This window comes from Sorlinia euscelidii (assembly GCF_036452135.1).
Taxonomy (GTDB): domain Bacteria; phylum Pseudomonadota; class Alphaproteobacteria; order Acetobacterales; family Acetobacteraceae; genus Sorlinia; species Sorlinia euscelidii.
On the sequence record NZ_JAWJZZ010000001.1, the window covers coordinates 416,588 to 440,793 of the forward strand.

General features: G+C 56.2%; 13 protein-coding genes. All 13 read right to left on the reverse strand.

Annotated features, from left to right (window positions below; genetic code table 11):
- Positions 1-40: 40 nt before the first annotated feature.
- Positions 41-2,770, reverse strand: coding sequence for a beta-ketoacyl synthase N-terminal-like domain-containing protein (locus CGLAMM_RS01985; protein WP_418115282.1), 2,730 nt, complete (start codon positions 2,768-2,770; stop codon positions 41-43).
- Positions 2,713-3,642 (reverse strand): beta-ketoacyl [acyl carrier protein] synthase domain-containing protein, encoded by a 930-nt coding sequence (locus CGLAMM_RS01990; protein ID WP_418115283.1) that lies wholly within the window; start codon positions 3,640-3,642, stop codon positions 2,713-2,715. The genes CGLAMM_RS01985 and CGLAMM_RS01990 overlap by 58 nt, the downstream gene beginning before the upstream one ends.
- Positions 3,639-9,044 carry an SDR family NAD(P)-dependent oxidoreductase gene (locus tag CGLAMM_RS01995; RefSeq protein ID WP_418115284.1) on the reverse strand — a complete coding sequence of 1,802 codons (5,406 nt, stop codon included), beginning with the start codon at positions 9,042-9,044 and terminating at the stop codon, positions 3,639-3,641. The genes CGLAMM_RS01990 and CGLAMM_RS01995 overlap by 4 nt, the downstream gene beginning before the upstream one ends.
- A 19-nt stretch (positions 9,045-9,063) precedes the next feature.
- A complete protein-coding gene (locus CGLAMM_RS02000) occupies positions 9,064-9,369 on the reverse strand; it encodes a beta-ketoacyl synthase N-terminal-like domain-containing protein (protein WP_418115285.1) in 306 nt (101 codons plus the stop codon).
- Positions 9,370-9,374: 5 nt separating this feature from the next.
- Positions 9,375-9,770, reverse strand: a complete 396-nt coding sequence (locus CGLAMM_RS02005; RefSeq protein WP_418115286.1) for a beta-ketoacyl synthase N-terminal-like domain-containing protein — start codon at positions 9,768-9,770, stop codon at positions 9,375-9,377.
- 38 nt (positions 9,771-9,808) lie between these two features.
- Positions 9,809-10,837, reverse strand: coding sequence for a PfaD family polyunsaturated fatty acid/polyketide biosynthesis protein (locus CGLAMM_RS02010; protein ID WP_418115287.1), 1,029 nt, complete (start codon positions 10,835-10,837; stop codon positions 9,809-9,811).
- Positions 10,837-11,367, reverse strand: coding sequence for a beta/alpha barrel domain-containing protein (locus CGLAMM_RS02015; RefSeq protein WP_418115288.1), 531 nt, complete (start codon positions 11,365-11,367; stop codon positions 10,837-10,839). The genes CGLAMM_RS02010 and CGLAMM_RS02015 overlap by 1 nt, the downstream gene beginning before the upstream one ends.
- 475 nt (positions 11,368-11,842) lie before the next feature.
- Complete coding sequence (locus tag CGLAMM_RS02020; protein WP_394819552.1) at positions 11,843-14,038, reverse strand: Hint domain-containing protein; 2,196 nt, start codon at positions 14,036-14,038, stop codon at positions 11,843-11,845.
- An 827-nt stretch (positions 14,039-14,865) separates the two neighbouring features.
- The gene (locus CGLAMM_RS02025; protein ID WP_418115289.1) at positions 14,866-15,195 is read right to left on the reverse strand and encodes a hypothetical protein; all 330 of its coding nucleotides are present in this window, start codon (positions 15,193-15,195) and stop codon (positions 14,866-14,868) included.
- Between the two features lie 765 nt (positions 15,196-15,960).
- On the reverse strand, positions 15,961-20,430 hold the full coding sequence (locus CGLAMM_RS02030; protein ID WP_418115290.1) for an autotransporter domain-containing protein: 4,470 nt from the start codon (positions 20,428-20,430) through the stop codon (positions 15,961-15,963).
- Positions 20,431-21,831: 1,401 nt separating this feature from the next.
- Positions 21,832-23,013 (reverse strand): tyrosine-type recombinase/integrase, encoded by a 1,182-nt coding sequence (locus tag CGLAMM_RS02035; RefSeq protein ID WP_394819549.1) that lies wholly within the window; start codon positions 23,011-23,013, stop codon positions 21,832-21,834.
- Positions 22,991-23,284: a hypothetical protein gene (locus CGLAMM_RS02040; RefSeq protein ID WP_394819548.1), complete on the reverse strand. Its 294-nt coding sequence runs from the start codon at positions 23,282-23,284 to the stop codon at positions 22,991-22,993. The genes CGLAMM_RS02035 and CGLAMM_RS02040 overlap by 23 nt, the downstream gene beginning before the upstream one ends.
- A 67-nt stretch (positions 23,285-23,351) precedes the next feature.
- Complete coding sequence (locus CGLAMM_RS02045; protein ID WP_418115356.1) at positions 23,352-24,122, reverse strand: BRO family protein; 771 nt, start codon at positions 24,120-24,122, stop codon at positions 23,352-23,354.
- Positions 24,123-24,206 lie beyond the last annotated feature (84 nt).

The following is a 24,206-nucleotide window of genomic DNA, read 5'->3' on the forward strand; positions in this document are numbered from 1 at the left end:
TCTCAATCTGCGCGCCCACTACATCGTGTCAGGCGTCATTTCATGCCGCAGGAGTCAGGCATAAGCTGACGTGCTCGGCCTGAAAGGACAGAAGGCCATCGACAGTGCAGAGAAGCGTCCCCGTCAGGCGGGGTGTATCTCCTTCCAGCGTCAAGCTGGAGACATGGCATTCATAAGTAAGTTGCCGGTTCCGCGGCGTGACCTGCCCCCGGCATTTGACAAGAATTTTTTCTTCGAAAGCGGGTTGAAACCGATAGCCGTCACGATGCAGACTCTGGCCGATTGCGGCGAGATAGAACATCATGAGCTGCAAACCACCTTCAAGGATCAGCGTCCCAGGCATACAGGGGTCATTGTGGAAGTGACCGCGGAAAAACCAGCTTTCTGCGGTGATATCGCGTTCCGCCTTCATATAACCGCGTTGCCAGAAACCACCTTTGACGTCGAAAGCCGATACACGCTGCAGAAACCGCAACGCGTTCGATGGCAGACGGGGCGTGTTGACGTGGCGATCCGCCGCCTCAAATGCCGGGCCGAAGCAACGACTGACATGCCCGGCCGCGAAAGCCTCAATCTGATCATCCGAAAAGCGGGTCTGCGCGCTGATGACCTCCGGGAGAACATGATGCCCTTTCGGCGGTGCAGGCGGCGTTGGGGGGAGGAAGAGACCGCGCGACCCGTTTAATTCCTCTTCCGTGAAGAACCCGGCCTGGCCATTTGTGATGGAAAGGCGTTTTTCTCCATCCACCCTGCAGGTTGAGTGGAAGAAGAAAAGCCGCGTGGAACCCGCGCTGACATGACGGTCGATATGGATGTCGTGGGACAAAATCTCGCCCGCTTTCGGGAGCGCATCATGAAATGTGATTTCACATCCGAGCAACCGATAAACGCGTTGCCCCTCATTGAACTTATCCACCCCCATCCAGGAAATAAGCAGCAGATCGGCCTGGCCCGTCTCCACCAATACGCCGGACGCCATGCGCCCATGATGCATGTACCAGCCATCGCCGGAGACGTCCGTCTCACTCCAGATGGACCCGGCGCCGATCTCACCCTGCGGCGCGTCAATCCCAGTGATCCGGTCCACCAGCAGGAGGGGCGGTCCCGGCATGCGCGTCTGTTTCGGGACGTCATCCTGCGCTTTGAAACTTTCACCGAAAAATTCTGAGATCCTCCCGGTCGCCAGTTTCAAGAGGTCTTGCCGATCAAATTTCGGCCCTGGCCGCTTTGAAGTTTCCGCGGATGTGGGCGCTGTCGGCGTCGTATCCCCGTCACAGATTTCATTCTGTCTGGTCAGCGTGTCGGCCACCGATGACGAGCATCTGTTCCATCTGACCTCCGGCCAATGCATCGGCACTTCAAAACCGGGCGCATCGGAGTCAGGTTCATGGTTCCATCGATCAAAGACATCGTCCCCCGAATTTGCCGCCCCCCGCATATCGGGTGACAGGCCAAACACCGCATCCGACACGGTTTTCAGAGAGGGTGGCGCCATCGTGGCGCTCTTTTCCGGGCGCTCATCGAATATCCGCATAACTATTTGCATTAAGCCCTGCGCCGCGTGGGAAACGCCATGAATTTTATCGTCCTGTGGGACGGCTTGAAAGGCGCGATTCACGTCATGCGGTTTGAAAGCGGCAAGAATGTCGCAGCCTGACGCCATCGCATTTTCCCTCGATGTCAGGACCAGGGAAACGACGCCGTCACCAGCTGTCCTTTCCAGACCCATGGCCCGCAACGCCGCGCGATGAACAGGATCGCAGGAGAGGTCAACCGCGCCGATAATCGCACTTGAAATTTCCCCGGCCGACAACGCGCGCACGGCCAGTTTCAGCGCCACAAGGCCGGAAGCCTCCTCAGCCGCGATCGCGATACCGGGGCCGGAAAGATCCATCTGACTATTGATGCGATTGGCCACCACATTGCCGAGCACGCCAATTGTACGCGCCGCATCGAGGGGTGGGACGATGCCGGTTTTCTCCGCCTCGCCGCGCCCTGCCGGAAGGCGGAGGCGTGCAATATATCGACTGATATTGGCGTCGGCGCTCATGCCTATATAGACCCCGATATCCACTTTATCCTGATGTAACCCTTCCGGAAACGCCGTCCGCGCCGAAGTAAACATCATCGCCTGTTGCGGTAGAGCGGATTGCAGGTCTTTCGGCGGAAATTTGAGCCCTTTCAGTGCGATCCCGACCTCCGGGATTCTACCTTTTTCCGCAATTTCCGATGGCGTGGCTTCTGTGACCGGCGCAGCGCGTCGCAGATCGACACCGACGACGACGAGGTCGCCCCGCGCCTCATTGGCGTGTGCTTCCGCAATGGGCTGACCCTGCCACTCCTCAATAATGAGATGCGCGTTATTGCCGCCAAACCCGAAAGCATTGATACCTGCCCGACGCGGCCCGTCCGCAACCCATTTCTCAGGCTTTTCCAACAGACTGAAACGCGCCCTTGAGAGATCGGGAATAAGCGCGCCCGTCAGGCGCGCGGGCGGCAGCGTTTTATGCGCGATGGCACCGAGAAGCTTCATCAGGCCCGCAGCGCCCGCCGCTGTCATGGCGTGACCAATATTGGATTTGAGAGACCCGATCACCAGGCCTTGGCGATTTGTGAAAACCTGCGACATGCTTGCAAGTTCTGCAGCATCCCCTGTCAAAGTACCTGTCGCATGGCATTCGATAAGGTCAACATCGTCAGGACTGAGTCCGCTCACGTCATAGGCTGCGCGCATCGCCCTGACCTGCCCCTCAATGGATGGCGCGACCAATGTCTTCTGCCGCCCATCATTGGACAGGCCAATCCCCGGATCACACCCAGTATTTCGCGATCCGCCCGGATGGCGTCCTCAAGACGCTCAAGCGTGAAGATGGCGCAACCATGCGCGGGCACGAGCCCATCCGCCGCCTGGTGGAATGGGAGGGAATCACCCGACCGGCTCAACGCGTTAAGAGCCGCAAAACCCACATGCAGAAACAGATCATCCGCGCCGCTTAAACCGCCAGCTATCATCTGATCCGCCTCTCCATCATGGAGGCGATCACAGGCAAGCTTGATGGCGTAGAGGGACGAGGCGCAGGCGGAGTCAATCGCGAAATGCGCACCTTTCAACCCGAAAGCAGCCGCCACAAATTCTACGGGCAGGCCCGATGAAAATGCTCGCGCAGCATGCCGCGCCGACTGCCCGGACCAGACAGACGCCGCAAAATCAGCCGCCTCACTTGTCGGCAGAAAGAGATTACCAACGATCGCGCCGCATCGATCCCCATTGAAATTCCCGCTTTGCCGCAAAGGCGCGAGGGCGTCGCGTGCCGCGTGAAGAAGCCAGCGCGTGGAGCGCTCCGTCTGTGCCAGCTGGTCCGGGCCAAGATGATAATCGGCGGGGTTGAACACATCGTCAAACCCGTCAATATACCCGCCGCGATCCGTCCAGCACGTGTCCGGATCACGCGGTTGCGCCGTGCTCAGGCGATCCTGCTTAAGCGTCGCCCATAATGTCTCCGGGGCGGGGCTGATGGCGCTGCCACCTTCCTGCACGAGGCGCCACAGCGCTTCCGCCGTCAATGCCCCCGGAAGAACACAGCCTCGCCCGATGATGGCGATAGGGGGAAAGTGATGAGCCTGCATCGCGATATGCTTCACGCAAAACCGTTTGCCGTGATGATCACTTCCGCCGTGCTCGCATCCGCATCGAAAACCTCATCCGTCGCCGCGAGCGCGCCATCATTGAGGGGAATGCAGTGAATCCCATGAGTCTTGAAGCGTTCCTGCAAGTCCGGCGTCACCATTCCACCATGCCAGGGCCCCCACATGATGGAGCGGACATTGCAATCCTGCCCGCGCCGCCTGTTCTCCCAGGCGGCGACGCCGTTCAGCACACTATTGGCCATGCCGTAAGCAAGCTGCCCGGGATTACCGCTGCTCGCGACAATCGAGGAAAAGAGGGAGATGAATCGCAGCGGTTCACCCTCAGTCGATTTCAGCAGGTTGCGCAACCCGATAACCTTCGTGCGGTAGACACGCTCAAACTCCTCCCTTGTCAGGGCTGAAATCTTTTTATCGACGAGTTCTCCCGCACCATGGATGAGGCCACTGATCAGGCCCCAATCGGTGCGGACTTTTTGCACGATCTGATCAACCGCCGCCTCATCCTGAATATTGACGGAAAAGTAGCGCACCTCATTTCCCGCATCGGTCAGTTTCTTGAGGTTTTCATGGATCTCCCTGTTCTTCAGGATGGCCGAGAGTTTTTTATTGACGAGGGCCGGAGTGGGCCCGTCGCCTCTCTGCGTCATATCTTTGATGAGCGCCGCTTTGAGATCTTTCTCCGACATCGCACCCTGCGTGGCCGGCTCTTCATCAATCAGCGCCTGCCGGCCGAGAAGCGCGATGCGCAGCTTTGTCTCCGCCGTCAGGGATTGCAGCACGGCATTTGTAATCCCGCGTGCCCCGCCGGTCACGAGTATGACATCCATGGCCCGCAAGTGGCGTGACCGGTGGGCAACAGGGTTCGTATCCTTTTTTGTAATGGTGGAACGCTGTCCATCCTCACGCAGACCCACCCAATTCGTGTCCCAACCGCAAAGCAGTTCCAGTTCCAGAGCCGCCGCGATATCCTCCGGCTGGCGGTCGCCACATTCGATGTCAATGGCTTTGACATGGGCTTTCGGCCATTCCTTCGCGGCGCTACTGGCAAAGGCCGTGAAGCCTGACACCCAGGGATGATCCGTCTGGCCTGAAAGCCCGAAATCACCCCCTGTATCCTGAAGCGTCACGAAGACACCGCCGGACTGCTCAAAACGGGGCGCGACCTTGTGCGCGATGTCAAAAAGGCGACGCGCCGCTTCAACCGTGTCGGCAAATTCCGGATTTTCATGCAGCCCGAAAGAGAAAATCACCGTCTCTGCATCCTCCGGCGGTGTATGCCCGATATCGACATTCATCCCACGCGCGGCCAGGTGCTGGGCGAGCGCCTCATTCACGTCATTATGATCCCCCGCGAGGAAGACCCTGCGGCCGAATGACACGCTGGAGAAGCGCATGAGAGGCGCGGCTGTGACGGATCGCACGGATCTCGTCAGCGCATGATGCCGATCATGGCCATTCAGTTCGACATCATTTGAGGTTTTCGCATGACCATTCGCAACGGGTTGTCCACTTGCAGGGGCGTTCTCTCCAGCATCAGGCGCAGAACCTGCCTTCATAAGCGTTGGTGACGTCTGATCGTCCAGGGGCCTCCGGGGCGCGGTTTCAGCGCCGTCCAGCGTTGACCCCGGCGCGACGTCGCCGCCATCCCGCCCTTCAGGCCCGTGCGGGGACATAACGGTGCTGAGACGTGCGATGATCTGGTCGAGGCTTCGTAACGCGCTGAGTTCCGCCGCATCCACCTCCGGCAGTGACGGCACGCGTTGACGCAGGGCAGAGAAGATCTCAATGCGTTTGATTGAATCCACCCCGAGATCCGCTTCAAGCTCCATATGCGTCTCCAGCATTTCCACCGGGTAACCCGTCATCTCCGCAATAATTTCCATCAAAATGCCGGAGATCTCTCCCGCAGCGGGGGCCGCCATGCTCGGGGCCGCGGCGGGGGTCGACTGGGGTGAAGCCGCTTCAGCCAGAGCGGGCCTGGAATCCTCACGATTTTGTTCAGTCGGCAGTGCCCTGGGTGGTGACAGCGGTGATGGCGGCGAGGGCTGATCGGGGACTGTGGCAGACGCCGCTTGCATTCCGGCGGAAGGCGAAATCGACGGAGGCGCAATGCTATCCCCGGAACCCTGTTGATCCGCTTGCAAAGTCTCAGCATGGTCCTTCGTGGACGCCGAGGCGGGCGCTTGCGACACGTCTCCCAGCCGCGCGATGATCTGGTCGAGGCTGCGTAACGCGCCAAGTTCCGCCGCATCCACTTCCGGCAGTGACGGCACGCGTTGACGCAGGGCGGAGAAGATCTCAATGCGTTTGATTGAATCCACCCCGAGATCCGCCTCAAGCTCCATATGCGTCTCCAGCATTTCCACCGGGTAACCCGTCATCTCCGCAATAATTTCCATCAAAATGCCGGAGATCTCTCCCGCAGCGGGAGCCGCCATGCTCGGGGCCGCGGCGGGGGCCGACTGGGGTGAAGCCGCTTCAGCCAAAGCGGGCCTGGAATCCTCACGATTTTGTTCAGTCGGCAGTGCCATGGGTGGTGACAGCGGGGATGGCGGCGAGGGCTGATCGGGGACTGTGGCAGACGCCGCTTGCATTCCGGCGGAAGGCGAAATCGACGGAGGCGCAATGCTATCCCCGGAACACTGTTGATCCGCTTGCAAAGTCTCAGCATGGTCCTTCGTGGACGCCGAGGCGGGCGCTTGCGACACGTCTCCCAGCCGCGCGATGATCTGGTCGAGGCTTCGTAAAGCGCTGAGTTCTGCCGCATCCACCTCCGGCAATGACGGCACGCGCTGACGCAGGGCGGAGAAGATCTCGATACGTTTGATGGAATCCACCCCGAGATCCGCCTCAAGCTCCATATGCGTCTCCAGCATTTCCACCGGGTAACCCGTCATCTCCGCAATAATTTCCATCAAAATGCCGGAGATCTCTCCTGCAGCGGGAGCCGCCATGCTCGGGGCCGCGGCGGGGGCCGACTGGGGTGAAGCCGCGACGGGGGCGTCATCATGGGAGATGGCGCGGCTGGCGGCGAGCAACGAAGTGCGTCGCGCCGCGACCGCATCCGGTGCCGCCTCTGCTGGAGGCACTGCGCGATCCGAAAAGTCACTTTGTGCGACCTGAGGTTTCGCTATGTCGGGTGAGTTCGTCTCAATGGGTGAGTTCGAATGAGGATCTTGATGCATAATCTTATCAACTCCGTTAGGCGCTGCTTCACGTTGCGGCATCGCAGCCATGGCTGCAGCGGCTGAAGGCGGCACCTTTTCAATGGGCTTGTGCATGGGGTCGTCGGGCCTCGGCGCAGGCTGTGACGCCGCCCTAGTGACAGGATTGTTCTGACGCGGGAATTTCGGGTTCGCGCCAATGACGGGGATGGTCATCCGGCCTTCGCGTTTTGCGGCCTGCCCCTCGGACGTCGCCACGTTATTCCAGAGAGCCGCCAGATCCACGTCGATACCGGCGACAATCAGCCGCGCCAATGCCTCCCAAAGTGAGTCCAACCCATTCGCGCCGCGTTTATCCAGCGCGATGACCTGGTGCGGCATATGACCGAGAATTTGCGTGATGAAACTTTGCAGGATATTTCCCGGCCCAACCTCAATGAAAGTTCTCACACCGGCTTGATACATGGCCTTGATCTGGTCGATGAAACGGACAGGCATGAGGATTTGGGCCGCGAGATATTCCCGGTAATCAACCGCATCCGTCGATGTGGATGCGGCGCCCGCACTGTTGAATATCTCGACCCGCGGCTTACGAAACGTGATGGACTGCAAAAATGCTGAAAAATCCTGTGAAGCGGTTTGCATTAAAGGAGAATGAAAGGCGCCGGAAACGGGAAGAACCTTAAACGCGATGCCCCGCTCGCTGAGCCAGGATGCGGCGGACTCCATCGCGGCGACCGAGCCAGACAGAACAGTTTGCTGTGGATGATTAAAGTTGGCCCCGACCAGATCTTCCCGTCCCGCGTTGATGAGTTCCGCCAGCGCCTCTTCGGAAGCAAAGGCAGCAAGCATTGCACCTGCATGATCCTTTCCCGCTTTTTCCATCGCCTTGCCGCGCGCCTTGCAGACGCGGAGCAAATCCGTAAAATCAATGGCATCGGCGCTATAAAGGGCCGAAAGCTCCCCAAGACTGTGCCCCGCCACGGCAAAAGGTGCGATGCCGAGTTCTTTCAGCAGGGCGAGTAAGGCGGCGGACATGGCGGCAATCGCGGGTTGCACGACGGAAGTACTCTTGAACGGAACGAATTTTGATCGCGCCGCCTCCTCCCCGAAACCGGGGCGGGGGAAGACAGTCTCCCGCAGTTCCGGATTGATCTTTGAAGCCGCGTCCCAGACCTCCCGCGCGACATCGAAATTCATGGCGATATCCGCGCCCATCTGGGTGTATTGGCTTCCCTGTCCGGGGAAGACAAAACCCAAATGACCTTCCGTCCCGCCGGTACCGTAAAAGATTTTCTGAGGCAGCGCCCAGCCCTGGCCCGGCGCCGCTTCAATTTTCTCAATAGCAAAAGCGAGCTTTTTCTTGAGATCGGGAAGGTCGGCGGCAATAATTGCGACGCGACAATCCTGCCGTGAATAGGCTTTGTGCGATGCGCGCGCCATCTCATCAAAATCGCCGGAAGCGCTTTGCAAGGCGCGCATTTTTTCCACAAGTTGCGATCCATCGGCCGCTGAAATAACGAAGAGTTCACTTTGCGCGTAACGTGTTTTGGGCGGCGGCGGTGATGCGCCTTGATATTCCTCCAACGTCACATGGAAGTTGGAGCCCCCGAACCCGAATGAACTGACTGCCGCACGGCGCGGATGGTCACCGGACGTCATCCAGGGGCGTGCCTGCGTATTGAGGTAGAACGGACTCTCTTCGATATGAAGTGCGGGATTAGGTTGGCTGATTTTGATCGAAGGCGGCAGGATTTTATGATGCAACGCCATAACCGCCTTGAAGAGACCCGCTGCGCCCGCCGCGGCTTTCGTATGCCCGATCTGCGACTTGACGGACCCAAGAGCGCACCATTGATGGCGTCCCGCCCCGGCTTCAGAGAAGACAGCATCCAACGCCGTGAATTCGGCAGCATCACCCGCGATTGTGCCGGTCCCATGGGCTTCGACAAGTTCGACGGTTTCAGGGCCATAACCGGCAACGTCGTAAGCGCGGCGCAAGGCCTTCATTTGCCCCTCGGCGCGCGGCGCGTAAATACTTTTACTTTTACCGTCTGACGAACTGCCTAAACCGCGAATGACCGCATAAATATGATCACCATGCGCCTCCGCATCCTCCAGGCGCTTCAATGCAAACATGCCCAACCCTTCACCCAGCAGGGTGCCATCGGCTTCCGACGAAAATGGGCGGCAATCCCCGTGCGGGAGAGCGCCGGGGTTTTGCTGAAACAAGTATACATGCAGACGTCGTTCATCGTGTCGACGCCCCGGTAATGACAAGATCGGACTGGTGGGAAACCAGCTCATTAATGGACATGGAAAGCGCGGAGAGACTGCTGGCGCATGCAGCGTCCGTAATGCAGTTTGTGCCACGCAGATCGAACCGATTAGCAATCCGGCCCGCAATGACATTGCCCAGCAGGCCGGGGAAGCTGGACTCCTCCCACGGCGGATAACGGTCGGAAATATCCTGACAGATCTTTTCCGCCAGCGCGTCATCCACGCCATTTTTCCGCAATGCATCGCGCCAGACGGGCCTTTGAAGGCGGCTCGCCAAAGTTGTCAGAAGCTCCTGCCCGACGTCACGCCCAATATGACACTTGCGCGCTCGCGGTCCATTTCTGAAAACTGCCCTTTGAGCGCGTCATCGAGAACCGCCTGAGCCACAACGAGGCCCAGAATTTGCGACGTGTCGGTGACCGGCATGATTTTTGGCGGCATGCCGTTTTTCAAGGGGTCAAACGCAACCTCATTGAGGAAAGCCCCTCTTTTTGCGTAGATTTTATCCGGGGATTTCGGGTCGGGATCGTAATAATCGGCAATGGACCAATGGGTGGAAGGTATCTCGGTGATAAGGTCTCGACCTGCCAGAATATCCTTCCAGAAACCATGTCGGTCTCCAGATCCGGGGAACAGGGCCGCGACGCCCACAATAGCGATTTGATACGAATATGACATGTTGGATTACCTGCGCGGAGCGAATCTCAGGGGAGATGTTATTGCGGCGGGGTTGGCCGCAGATTTTCGTCAAGAGGGACGGGCCGGAAGCGGGATTGATCCGGCGGTATGTGCACGCCATACAGGCGGAGTTGATTCAGTCTTTCCGTGAGCATCGCACCGAGCATCAGATTGCGCCCGATCTGCGCGACGTTTCGCTGTGAGACGTCTTCGAGAAAGGAGCCCTTTACCCATTCATTGAAGGCGCCCATCGCCGGGCCGCACCAGATCTGATAATCCAGCGCGCGCGACGTCTCACCCTGGATTGCCCAATGGCTGGCAAGGCCAAGATACCATCTGAAGGTCAGAGCCATTTGATAACGGGGATTTTTCAGCGCGCGCTCGACTTCTTTCGCGTTGCGCTTTTCCCAGAATTGACGTGTTTTATCCCAGATCTCCGTCAGAGACGCATTGAAAATCTCTTTCTCGACGCGTTTGCGCTGATCTTCCGGGATGTCGGAGAAGGCGGTGTGACGCTGATAAAGGTCGAAGAGTTTCTGAGCCCGAATGGCAAACATCGTGCCCGATTTGAGGACCTGCACTTTGGCCCCGATCTCAAACATATCGGCAGACGGGGCCATAACCATATCCGTCGCCTTCGCTTTGGCGAGTAATGATTTAACGCCGGTGCTGATCCCCGCCTCAATGGCTGACTGATTGACGGAGCCGGTCAGGACGTAATCCGCCCCCATCGCAAAAGAGGCTGCAATCGCTTCCGGCGTACCGAGGCCACCCGCCGCACCGACATAGACCGGGTTACTGTAAGCAAATTCGGTCCGTAATTCCTCCCGCAAGCCGAGGACCAGGGGCAGGATGACCGAGAGGGGACGGTTATCCGTGTGACCGCCTGAGTCGGCCTCCACCGTGATATTTTCCGCTATCGGCACCCGCCGGGCGAGGCGTGCCTCATCTGATGTCAAGGCGCCTTCCGCGACAAGCGCATCAAGGATCTCCTGAGGGGCGGGTGAAAGGAAGATCCTCGCGATCTCAGGTCGCGAGACTTTCGCGAAGACGAAGTTTTTCCTCATCACCGCGCCATCCGGCCCTCCTCCAGCCCCGATGCCGCATATTGCACCACGGCTGCTGTAACGGACATGAAAGCTGAGGCCGAAACACGTCGGACGCCATGCTTCAGAAAAAGCGCGACAAGGGCCCTCTCAAGGCTTTGATCACCTGGCGCATGGATGAGATTAACGCCCCATGACTTTTCAGCCCCCAATGCTTCCTTGAAGTTGATGATGGCTTTCTCAACATTTCCGGGCGCCAGGCCCGCTGCGCCGAAAAACCCGAGCAGCCCCGCCTGGGCGAGGCTCTTCACCATCGCCTCCGACGCAATCCCATTCGCCATTTCGCCGCCAATATAGGGGTGGCGAATATGATGCGCGTTACAGAAAGCGGCCGCGCCGAGTGTTCGGTTACGAACATCGGGGAGGACAGCGACGACCTTACTGTTCTCTAAACGCGCGGGCGTAACCAGTTTTTCGTTGATGTAAAAGGTGTTACCCGCCGAATCAAGTAGCCATATATCTTTTAAAATATCATAATCAAAAAAAGTCATGATTTAATCCAAACCATGCTAATGACTTACAAATTGAAATATTATTACGACGGCAATATTCCGCCTCGAGTGATCATATTCATTCGATGGGTTTCGAAATCGTAAATAATGTGGTGATTAATTTGGACTTCACAAAAATTTGTTCGATTGGCAAAAATTTTGTCACCAAATCGATCCAGAACGAACCTGAGCGATCAGCCTGGATTTTGTTAACGGAGCATGTTCCGAATGGTTGTTATTTTTTTTTTAAAACCTTTTTATTTGGACGTTCACGCTCGCGTGAGGTGGTCATTTCGCCTGTTCGCATCCGACAGGGTCGTTAACGGGGCGCATCATGAGGATTGGACGCATGAAGCCGCATCGCGTCGCGACGAGGGTGCGTGTGACCGCCCGGATTTGCCGACACCGTTCATTTCTCGCCCCGGATGAACATCCGGGCGCGAGGATAAATCTTGCCAATCTGTAAAACCGCCTTTTAAGCCGCAGCGATAATGTGCCCGGACGGGTCCTGGGCGGTCAATGTCAGGTAAGGCCCTTGCTGCAAAATCTGTATAAACAGGAGAGCATCTGACTTCAGGTCAGTGAGGCATTCAGACAATGTCAGAACAGCCCGCCCATTTGTCCACCGCGCAGCGGGATGCTCAATATCGTGCCACCCTTCACCGTGATCAGTGAGGTGTCGGGTTAGCCGCGTCATGCGCTGCGCTTCGATCAAATGAATCTCGCCGACGAGCACTCCAAGCATACGGCGATCATCCATATAGGGCCCGACAACATCACATGGACGGCTCGCCCGACTCACTATATGAAATTTTTCAACATGACGCGGCACTTTGAACACATAACCATCCTGGCGGCGCGATAATGGGAGGATCTCCTTGCCTCCCGGCAAAATGAGGCGCAACGCGGCATCCATCGTCAAAGGCCGCGCCAGGTTGGCCGGACGCGGCCGTGCCAGCGGAGGCTCGATGCATAAGCGATTTTTCGAGAGACGATGGTAAACAGGCTCAACTTCCGCACGCTTCACACGTAGCGGCGCAGCGAGATCATCAGCCCGCTTCGGTTTTAAAGGCACCACGCCCATGCCCTCCCTGAAGCGTGCGCGGTTGCCCGTATCGAGATAGGTCTCCGTTAACAAACCTGCCGCGCTGATAATCGCGTGTTGCGCAGTCTCGATATGATGAAACCGATAAAATGACAGCGCGCGCTCGTACGTGATACTTTCCCCATTCACCAACATGCGGACAGGAATGAGACCTCCATCCACGAAGACACAATGTTCCGACGTCAGCAGAACATCTTCAAACGGGATATCTTCGCCGAAAGCACCACGTGCAATGCGCACGGCGTAACCCGATAAATCGTCAGGAAGGTCGGGACGGCACGCAGCTTCCCCCTGCCCCACCCAGCGAATCGGTGTCGCGACTTCGTCACCATTCTTGAGTGTGATGACAAGATCACCGGGCATCAGCGCCTCAACCGCGCGCCAGCCATCGGGCGTCAAAATCTTCGTGCCGCTGAGGAAGCACGTTTCGAACTCCGTACCCCCGGCGCCGTCAGAAATGACCGTGAATTTTTCACCATCCTTCAGGTCAGGCCCTGAGAAGTTGAAGATAATGATTTCGCGGGTGAAATCTTCACCCTTGACCTTATAGACGATGGTCATTTCGCGATTGTCGTAATGCGCGTCCTGCACCGTGACATCGGCATATTTGAGGGCTTTGAAGTCCAGCTTCACACCATCCTGGTAGCCCTCAATCGCGACATTGACCCACACCACCCGATCATCATCCAGCAGTGACTGTCGGAAGGCGATGGTGGCACCACCCTTCGAAACACTCTCATCAACTTTGACGGTAGCCACGGCGCAAAATGTATTCCCGAAAGACACACAGCCACCGGCCCCCAGGATAATGGGCGGCTCCACATGCTCATCATCGGCAAGACTGAGGGTTGCCCCGGCGATGACATTGATGCGGTCTTCGTCATGCCATCCGGTGATGAAACCATTAAGCGCCAGAGTGCCAACGCCCTTTACGGTCAGCGGGCCAACACTCATACCGTTCTTGACAATGATTTCACCGCCGGAATCGGCGAAATCGATCGTGCTGCCACTCTCATGCGACATCGTGAAACGGCCATCGACACTGTAAGTGCCGGCTTGCTCAATGATGAGTGTCCCCCCATCCAGTTCGAGCGCGGCATTTTTCGAGACGCTCATCGACGATCCGCTGAAATGCAGCGTGCCGGAGATCGTCATCGTACCGGCGGAGAGGTCCATCGCCTGGACAGTCACATCACCCGTGACGTTGAGGGTGCCGGCCTGCTGTGACAATTTACCCAGCGTCCCACCTGACAGTTTGACGGTGCCTGTATCGCCAGCCTGCACGGTCAGGCTTGTCATATCCGTGCCGAACGTGTTGTCAGAACTGCTTGCAACCGTAACCGCGCCCAGCGTGCCTGCCGAAAGCTTGACGGCACCTGAACCGGAGATTGCAAGGACATCATTTGTATAAGTAATGGTTTTGACCGTCAGCGTGCCGCCACTGACGGTGAGTTTCTTTCGGACGATCAGTGTGTCAAAATTTACCGTACCTCCTGTCACATTGAGGTAGTCCAGCGTGACAGTGCTCCCGACCTGCAAATAGCCACGCGCAAACTGCAAATTCATCACGCTCACATGTGGCGCGGTTAAGTCGAGGGTGCCGTCAATAATGGTTGTTTCAGGTAAAGAACGCTCGGTGAGCGACGTCTCACCCGAATGCCGAGATAGAGGGGCGCGTGAAGAATGCGCGGAATAGAGCCTTCGCGATCTTTCCTTCATATATCCAAGACCCGTCTTTAAATTATTCTCAGTCTCATGCTGCGTCACTTAATGATCCCCCGGAATCAGCGCGACGCCATTCGATGATTGTCATGAGTTCATACGAAAAACATTGGGTGGAGACGGGCAATGACGGCGGGAGAACACCGTATTAACACACCCCACCCGGCGCCGCGTCACTCAAATCAAGCTCAGCTTTAAGGCCGGGGCTGTTAATGTGACAGTAAGTTTTGTTAAAACCTGGTTTATATCAATGTAACAAGATGAAATTATAGCAATTTCAACCGTCGCTAATGAATAGACATTAAATGTCGTTTAGTCTCTTATTATCTTTATGCAATAATGTAGTTCGTGAAACCGCCTTTTGACCGACTTGGATTCTCACGAACTCGAATTTCTACTCTCCTCGGACCTGGGGATGAGAGGACGCACGGGTTGCAGTTTTTACTGTTAAATCAGGTCGTTCCTGATCTGGAAGCAAGCTTGCCAGGACCTGCCCACTGAAATGAGGCCGCGCGGAACGGGTCATTGCGGGAGCAAATCGAGTAATATGCATCGCGCCATCAAACGGGCGGGCCGCGGAAGAACAGCCGAGAATTTCCAAAGCTTTCAAACGAACGTTTTTTTTGATTATTCAGACGTTAGCAGCGGCGCTGCGACAAACATTGCCACACTCAGCACAAAATTTCAGATTCGTATTGATGATCGGGAGCCGGGGCGTGGCGATTGCCGTCCTGAACCGGAACCGAGGATGACGTCATGAATTCCATAAATCTCAAGCATTGGTCGCGAACCGCTGCGCGATCACTTTCCAGTCGGATTTCTTTCAATAGAGCGCTCAGACGCGTCGTCACGAAGTTCTTTTTCTCCTCATCCCACGCCATCATCTGAGACATATGAGACTCTTTTTCAGAAATCATTTCGCGTTTGAGATTTCGCAATTCGCCGACCTGGCTTTCAATCTCCTCAAGGCATCTCCGCGCAATCTGCGCCGTCTCCCGCATTTTTGCCTGACGCTGAAGGGACCGGAATAAGCGTGTCGATATGAAGCAGAGCGCCATCAGGGACAAGCCGGTAACAACCCCATGGAAGAAGGTCAAATTGATCAATTTCTGAAACATCTCCGCCTTCCTGCCGATAGGCCCGCTTGGTGCTCTCACTTTTTTCCCGCCACTGTAATTTCTTATCACCTCTTCCTTATGAAGATATTCATGCGGTGATTTTCTGGTGGTGTCAAAATCTTTAAAAATTTCTCAACAATTAAATCGGATTTGAAATTCGTTATATTTTGTCGGGATTGACCTTTGAATCCCTCACCCAACTTCTGAATGATTTTTTGCGCCTCTATCGCCTCGACAAAGGACCTATCGAACAATTTTTTGCACCTGTCACAATCTGACGTTGCAAATTCGAATCTGCCTTTTCTGGTCCTCCAAACAGGTGGCGTTGGAGATCAGGCGCGTTGAAACTGTGGTTACCGAGACTGTCCGAATGGTCGGTCCCTTCCTGCGAGACGCCTTTCATTTAGGTCTTTCCAGCGTCGCCGGGGACGGGAGAAGGCGAACACCGCCCATCAGAAATCAACCGGATCTGAGCGATGTCACCACGAATATCGTGGCACCGCGCCGCCATCGTCACCTGTTACCCGATGGACCGACAAGGATATGTGATATCAAAATTTCGATTATTGATCAGCTATGACCCGGGTGGCGATTTCATGCCTTCGGCGAATTTTCACTTCATTTTTCGAATGAAATGCACTCTGTCCTTCAGAACGTGACGCGCATATTTCCTTTCAATCCGCTGTCGATCGCCTTAACGCCATATTGTCCGAGATAAAATAATCCGACATCTATCCGATCCGTGACCCTCAGATTGAAGCCGGCATCAAGCACGGCGACATCTGATGCGAGCGGCGTGCCAGCGATGCGCATTGCCGCGTCGTCGGATGCAGCAAAACTCATGGGAGCTTTGGGCGCGAGAGAGCCAAAACTATGGCGGTAGCCGATCATGAGACGCGGCATGAGCATGGACTTGCCCATCTGGTAAGATGCCGATGTCCGCAATCCGAAAGTTGAAAAAGTCACGCCCTTCGTGAATGACCGACCATTGAGGGCCTCTATACTTCCCCTCTCCTGAAAACTTCCACTATGGACGCTGACATAGGATAACCCGGCAAAAGGCTCAAACACGGTTTTGCGGCCGCGCATTCGGTAACCGATTTCGCCAAAGCCCTGAGCCGTTCCGGAGAGGTAATCGGCGTTGAGTTTCGCGCCATTATACCCGTTAAAGTTCACGGCGCGGTTCATGCGCATCATATTCCACGTATAATTTGCACCGAGGCGGAGATTGACCCGGCCCCAGTGATTGCCGCCATAGGCGCCGAATGTGACATTGTTACTATGGCCCGAAGAATCTCGCCCGCTTGAAACATGGAAGGCGTCATTGCTGTAACCGATCATGGCGCCGATGCGGGCTGTGCTGAAAACCGGCACATCGGCCCCCATAAGGAAACCGGCAGATGTATGGTTCATCGTCGCGGCGTTTCCGTCACCGAAGTTTCGGCCGAGACTGCCATAGGCCTGGTGCCAAAGGACGAGACGGTCAGCATGACAGCGATTTGAAGGGGATTTTTCGGAAAGAATTGCGGTCTGGATCGACCCGGAAGAGTCAGGCCCGTCACAATCGGCGCTGCTGAGACGTTCTGCGACGGTTTCACGCAGCATGAAGGCATCTTCAATCAGCGCCGTAACAGCGGAAGCATGGATCTCACCTGATACAGCATTCAAGGCGCTGCGCGCATCGTTGCTATCACGCCCCGCGATCGCCAGTGATAACGGGTTGCCGGAAGGCAGACGGTCGAGCGCCGCGCCTGACGCATATTCATTGCGCGACCGACTTAAAATCGTGAAGCTCGTATTATTTCGGTTAAGTGCCACGCCGACGAGCTTACCAGTGTAAAATAAGCTCGGATCGAGAAAAACATACTGGCTGCCAAGATTGGTCGATAACTGGTCAAATTGACCGGAGATGTTGCCGGTTGCTTCAATGAGCCTGTAGACCTGATTAACCCGAAGTATGGAGCCTGGCGCGACGTTAAGGGCTGCCGTCCCTCCGGCGAGACTGACATTGCCGCTTACATTGACGAAGCTGCTTGCAAGGATATTGCGGCTGGATCCGTTGACATTGATGGACGTGCCGACTTCCTGCCCGGTGCCCGTGGCAGAGAATATAGATCCAGCGCCCATGCTCAGTTCGCCATTTACCGATAATGCGCCAACGGCGCCCGGCCCGCCCGGTGCCAGGGTGCCCCCATTTCCGACGGTTGTTGGCCCGATGCTGCCTGTTCCGTAAATTGTGCCACTATCCTGCGCGTTGAAACGGGCATTAGATATGTTTCCGTCAATCCCTAATCCACCGGCGAGGACGTCGACCTGACCGCTGAAGTCAGGACTATCATTGTTCAGCGTCACATTTCCCGATCCGATTTTCGACATGGCGCCGCTGCCTGAGAAGCTGTTGCTCATCGAGGTGTTGCTTGCCTGATCTATGATGAGACTTCCGTTCCCGCCGATATTGATCCCGCCAGCGCCGAAGCTTGAAGCGGTCCCCTTCAGGGTGCCATTGGCAACAGACGTCCCCCCGCTGTAACTATTACTATCTCTCAGTGTCGTTGTGCCTGTACCTGCGTGGGTCACGCTTCCCTGCCCACTGATGGGCTGCGAAATGACGTTATCATTGCTGAAATTGATGGTCAGATTGCCATCATTGACGATGGCAGGGCTCGCGATCAGACGCCCCGTCGTGCCACCATTGCCGAGTTGCAATGTACCGCCGTTAATGACGGTGTTGCCGCGGTAAGTCTGGTCCTGTGAGATGATGAGCGTGCCTGCATCAACCTTCTGTAAAGATGTCCCACCCTCCACGAGACGATCATTGATAACCGTATCAAGGTTCGCCGTGATTGAGGATCCCTGTTGTGTCCCATCGCCGACGCGCATGATCATTGTACCTGAAGCCGCGTAAATATCGTCGCCGGTCAAACGATAAATGCCGCCATCACGATTTGCGAACTGCATACCCTCGGCGGTGACGTTGGACGGGGTGCCGTTCGCGGTCGTGTCACGCACGGTCACCGTGCCGGCTTGCGCGGCGAAGATCGCGAAGGTGCCGGACGACCAGATATTATCGATGCTGCCCGTTGCATCCGTCCAATTGGCATTGTCGGTTGTCCACGTGCCATCGCCACCATTGACGGTGCCATTTCCCGGCAAACCGCCACCTCCCGGTGACACCGTGCTCCCGCCGTCCCAGAAAGGCAGAACATTGTCGATGACGACGAGATTGATTTCGTGGTCGATGCTCGTTTGCAGAAGGAGCTGCGTATCCGGCGCCGTATCCACCGTACCGAGGCGGGCATTGGGCGTGGATGATCCATTGGCGCCGGAAAGGGCGCCGTCATAAGTGTAAATACGGTAGATGCCGCGACCGAGACCATTGGAGACGGAGATGGGCGTGTCGGTGTCGTCGACATTCGTGCCTCTCACATTCACGGTCCCACTAAAGACGAGGTCACCTTTAACGATGGCGAGATCATTATATTGACCTCCGACAACATTGGCCTGACCGAGATCCCAATTTTGAATCGCATTATAGCTGAGATTGAAATTTCCGTTGATGGTGAGCGTTGCAGCGTCCGGCTGGGTTTTACCCGGCGCAACAATCGCGTTGTCGGCAATCGAGACATTGCCGCCGATTGTTCCGCTACCGGTGAGTTGGGCGCCGGATTGGACGATGGTATCGCCCGTCGCGGCGGACTGGTCGCCATTGACTTGCAGCTCACCGGCGGAGACGGTTGTCGTGCCGGTATATGTGTTATTTCCGTTGAGAATCGTCGTTCCCGTGCCTGTCTGATTAAAGACGCCGGCGCCGGAAATGACACCATTCATCGTCACATCATTGCTTCGATTGACCGTGAGCGTGCCGTTATCAACGACATTGGAGTCGCTCCCGAACATACCGGATGTGCCGCCGGTTCCGAGGGTCAGGCTCGCCCCACTGCCGATGGATGTCTGGCCGGAATAGGTGTTGTTGCCCGTCAGGGTTTCCGCACCTCCTGCGATTGTCAGCCCGCCTGCGCCTGACATGACACCCGCATACGTATCCTGCGCGTTGTTCAGGGTCAGAATACCGTCAAGCGTGGCATCGCTGTCACCGCTCAGGGAGTTGGCAGAAGCATTATTGGAAGTGACGGTGAATTGGCCGGACTCTGCAGCTAAAGTTCCGCCGATCGCGGCGCGGTCGAGGGTGAGCGTTCCATCATTCGTGACATTGCCGGTGACATTCTGACCATCGCCGAGCGTCATTGTCCCGGCATTGGAAGCGGAAGCAATCGTGCCGCCACGCGCTGTAAAAGTCGCGTTCAGCGCATTTGTAATGGCACCGGCCTGAGAATTGCTGAGATCGACGGAGCCGCCATTATTGCTGATGGCCTGGAAGCTTGCATTTTCGCCTGTCAAAGTGCCTGTATTTGTTGTCGCGCCGTTGACAATGCCGCCATTGACATCCGTCGTGCCCCCATTCGTGAGCGCACCGGCAATGGCGCCAGACAATGTCAGACCTGCGCCGCTATTGACGGTTGTCGCGCCGGTATAGGTATTTTGGCCGGAGAGGCCCTGTGTCCCGCCGGAGATGGTCAGGCCACCCGTGCCCGACATCACCCCCGCATAATCATTGCCAAAGGCGGTGTTGGCGTTGGTGATCGTCAATGTGTTCTGTCCGAGGATCGTGCCGCCATTGCCGTCAAGGGACTGGATAGAGGGCGTTGAACTCGAAGTGCCGGAGACGTCAAACGTCCCCTTATTATGCACGCCGCTTGATGCAGCGACCGCGCCCGCGCCGCTGAGCGCCAAAGTGCCGTCGCTGATGGAGGTGGCACCCGTATAGCTGTTATTGGCCGTAAGCGTTGTTGTGCCTGTGCCGCTTTGCGTAACGGCGCCGGAGCCTGAAATATTGTTTGTATAACTATTATTGTCTGATCTGTTAAAAGCGAGCGTACCATTATTGACGTTTACATTATCAATCCAACCTGTCGTGCCGCCCTGACCGAGCTGAAGCGTGCCCCCTTCATTAATTGTGACATGTGTCTGGCTTGACGATTCATTGGCGGCGAAAATCAGCGTCCCACCATTGACGTTGACCGCAAGGTTTGAACTCAGGCTTGAAAGGGTGGATGGCACATTGACGACCCAGGTTCCCGCCCGCTTTTATTGAGTGTTCCGAAGAGACTGGTCGCGTTTGAAAGTGTATTGGATCCGCTGGAACCGGTCAGGTTTAAAATCGAGGGGTCCCCGCCGCCGAGTATGCTGCCGTTAAACGTCGATCCATTATACAGGGTCACGATATTTACGACTGTCGATGAAGGTCTGAGAGAAATATTCCCGTTAACGACGCCACCTTCGAAATTTGTAAAATTGATTGGGTTCGCAACACCGGTGCCGATGACGACACCTGTCCCCTGTGCACCTGATGTCATTGTGCCGTAATTATTGATCGTGTTGGCAACTGTATTCGTAGATGAGTTATTTGTTTCGGCGTAGAAAATCGCCCCGCCGCCGGTCCTGAGCGTGCCGTAATTATTGACGATGTTGCCACCGCCAATCGCGCTGATCCCCCCGTATTCGTAGCCGTGTTTGTTTGCACAATACTTCCCGTCGATGAAATATTCACGACCGTATAGTCTTTAAATTCGACGACGTTTCTTCCCTCGTTCCACGGCCCCCTATTGTTACCGGCACTCTGCAATGATCCATTGACGTTGATGACATTTCGATTGTCCGCGGACGCCCCTGAGCCCGTACTCACACTCAATCCCGAGGTGTTTACCGATGCACCGGAGGCGATGTTGAGGGTCGTGATTGAGCTGTTGGGGCCTGTGCCGATGGTCGAGGTGATCGACCCCGTACATGTCACTGTGCCCGTTGACCCATCACATGCTGCAAACGCTTCGCGTGGCAGAAAAAGAAGGGTCAGAGACAAACATATCGTCAGACAGGAAAAATATTTGGTTCTATCAGTCAAACTCATCTCAGCTTGCCACATCTTGTTACCAAGCAAGGCTGAGACGTTCCTGATCATGCGGAGGGAACGCATTCCTTGCTTCTCACGCGAGTTTCTGAAACGTTTCGCTTGAAACAAAAGTTTTCCGTTAAGCCGTCCAACCTCGGGTTTTCACCTCAACCATGTCGTCTGCAATGAAACGCGTGGCAAAGGACTGATATCTGCCCGCCAGAGAACGCGCGCCCGCTCCAATCTCGACGGGCACGCCAGGCAACGGTCATTTTCCTTGCGATCTGGCGGAAAGCTTTGTCTTTTTTGTTTGTGATATAACGAATTCACTCCACAGGCCAAAACCCTTGCGGCATGAAGCTTTTCGACACAGATTTTCACGGAGATAATGGAGCGGGTGAAGGGAATCGAACCCTCGTATGCAGCTTGGGAAGCACAGAATCGTGAAATGAGACGTTGGCTAATCCATTGAAATTCATGATGTTTCACCTATTCCACGTTCAAAAATCGTCTTACTAGGGCTATTTTAGGGCTCAATATCTGTGATTTTTCAGCATCGAGCCCTAAAAGCTTCAAAGGGGGATCACAGCATTCAATGCGGAGGCAATCCGCTCTGCGCTCCTGCTTTTCGACAAATGCGCATAGCGTCGGGTCATATCCAAAGTGGTATGGCCGAGCCCCTCCTGAACCTCTGACAAATCCGCCCCACCCTGCAAAAGCCACGATGCAAAGGTGTGCCGGAGTGAGTGCACCGTGGCCTTGCCGTGCATCTCGACAATGTCGGGGCGGTTCAACCCCACTGCCTCCATTGCCTGGATGATCGCGCGGGCTGGGACGGCGGAACAGAAGTCCGTTTCATTCCGACCCGGGAAGACCATGATGCTCTGACGCGCCTCAAAGCGCCTCTGAAGCACCTTTCGGGCCATCTCAGGCAGAGGCAGGATGCGCTCTTTATCGGTCTTCGACCCCCAGAGCCGCACCCAGGCAAACCCTGCCGTATCGACCCGGTCCCAGGTCAATCGTGCCACCTCCGACCAACGTCCTCCGGTAAGGGTGATGACGACGAACAAATCCTGCACCATCTGACGCGCGATAATCGTCCGCATTTCGAGGGGCAGTTCGTAAGCGTAACCACATTGACGCGTCACATGGACGGGACGGAGTGGGTTGAGATGGTCGTAAACCTGCATCCACTCCTCCCGACTGAGGTAACGCGTCTTTGGCTTGACCGAAGGCATGCGCCAAGCGTTTCCGGCGCGGCCCCGCAAATCCATTTTGGGCGGGTAGACGTGCCCCAAAGCCGCCGCGTAATTGACCGCCGCCCGGATCATTTTGATCTCATGCGCAATTGTTTGCGGTGCATTGCCCTCCTCCCGCCGCGCCATGACGAGTTCTTCAATGTGCGCGGGGGAGAGTTGCACGATTGGCAGCGCGGCTTTGAGCGCGAAACGGGCGGGCTTGAGCTCCCCAAGGGTTTTACGCGCGAGCCCCTCTGCCATCCTCAACGACGGCTTCCCTTCCGCTTTGAGCCATCTGAGATATTGCGTCAGTGCCTGGCGCAATGTCAGACCCTCATTCAGCCTGGTTCTGCGTTTTCTTGGACCCTCCTCAAATTCCTGAACGATCCTCAGAGCGGCCTTGCGGGCCGCTCCTTGGGTTTTTTCCTTCGTGCTGCGCCTTACCCTTTTACCGGAGAGCGCATGCACGAATGAGACGAACCAGAAGTCACTATTAGACTGTTTGAAGAGGTGCATAGCTCCTCCAATTGAACTTCGCGACGGAAAGGGAGAGCGCGGCGAAAGCTTCCTCACAGGTTGAACAGCGACGCCATTCAACGTCTTCGCGCTCCACCGCGAAGGTCGACGCCCACCCATCATCAAGTCGGGAGACTGCCGCGAAAAATCGGTCGTCACATGCGTAAGGCGTGAAGATTGTTCCGACCTCGTTATCGACGATGGCGATGGGGCCAAATTTGTCATGGAGCAGCAGCGTGCACACGCTTTTGAGATCAGCAACTGATTGCATTTTCAAATTTCCTAAGAGGAACGTTCCGCGGAGTCCGATAAGAACATAAACGGAACGTTAACAGAACTCAATGGGAGAATCGGACGAGCTTAGGGAAGGCACCCTGGCGGTAGAGCCGCGCCATTTCTTCCTGCCCTAGAGGGGTCAGAAGGACGGTGACGTAATTCCACTTCAGGCCCTGATTGATCCGCTGCCGGAAAAGCGCTGCCGCGCGCGGATGACTCCGCCGCACCTCCCACTGCCCCGCATATCGATCCGAACGCCGCAAATAGCCGAGCTCACCGAGTGTTTCTGAGATGGCGTTGAGATTGAGCTCGTGAAATTGCTTAAAGAAGGTGCGGAGTGAGGGAAGCTCACCGTTATTGATGAGGGAGTCGAATGCGAGCGCTTTGGGTTCAAGGGTGGCGATCTCCGCGTCTTTACGGCGGAGCGTGTCGTTGAGAACCGTCAGCGCACGGTGCGCGAGTTCCTCAGGGGTCTCGTTGGGCGCGGCGACCATGTAGCCGCCGGTTTTGCGGATGGTGGGGAGAACCTCCGCGGTGACCCACTTCTTGAACCGTTTTGCAGCGGGTTTGCGAGAGGTGAGGATCAGGGCGTAAAGGCCGGACTCGTTGATGAAGGTGGTTGCCTGAGGTCCGCCAAGGGTGTCCACAAGATGGACATCCTTTTCGTCATCATCCAATTTGGCCGCAACATTCCTGGCATTGGTAATCGACAATGCCCTGCAAACGTCGCTTAGAGCCCATCGCGGCTCCCCTTTCGCGATAACGATGCGAATAGGTTGGCCCTCGAAAAAACCTGTCGATTCATGTGATGCTGGAGTGTGACAGATCGTTATGTTAGGTTGCGTGTTAGTCACGAACTCGATCCTTGTGATGGGGGTACTGAAGTCAGCTTGCCGGCGCTTCAGTGCCTATTTGTG

Coding starts and splice junctions, on each gene's coding strand:
- CGLAMM_RS02005 (WP_418115286.1), bottom strand. CDS start 9,770: ATGTCATATTCGTATCAAATCGCTATTGTGGGCGTCGCGGCCCTGTTC.
- CGLAMM_RS02015 (WP_418115288.1), bottom strand. CDS start 11,367: ATGACTTTTTTTGATTATGATATTTTAAAAGATATATGGCTACTTGAT.
- CGLAMM_RS02035 (WP_394819549.1), bottom strand. CDS start 23,013: ATGCACCTCTTCAAACAGTCTAATAGTGACTTCTGGTTCGTCTCATTC.
- CGLAMM_RS02025 (WP_418115289.1), bottom strand. CDS start 15,195: ATGCGGGAGACGGCGCAGATTGCGCGGAGATGCCTTGAGGAGATTGAA.
- CGLAMM_RS02040 (WP_394819548.1), bottom strand. CDS start 23,284: ATGCAATCAGTTGCTGATCTCAAAAGCGTGTGCACGCTGCTGCTCCAT.
- CGLAMM_RS02020 (WP_394819552.1), bottom strand. CDS start 14,038: ATGAATTTGCAGTTTGCGCGTGGCTATTTGCAGGTCGGGAGCACTGTC.
- CGLAMM_RS02010 (WP_418115287.1), bottom strand. CDS start 10,837: ATGAGGAAAAACTTCGTCTTCGCGAAAGTCTCGCGACCTGAGATCGCG.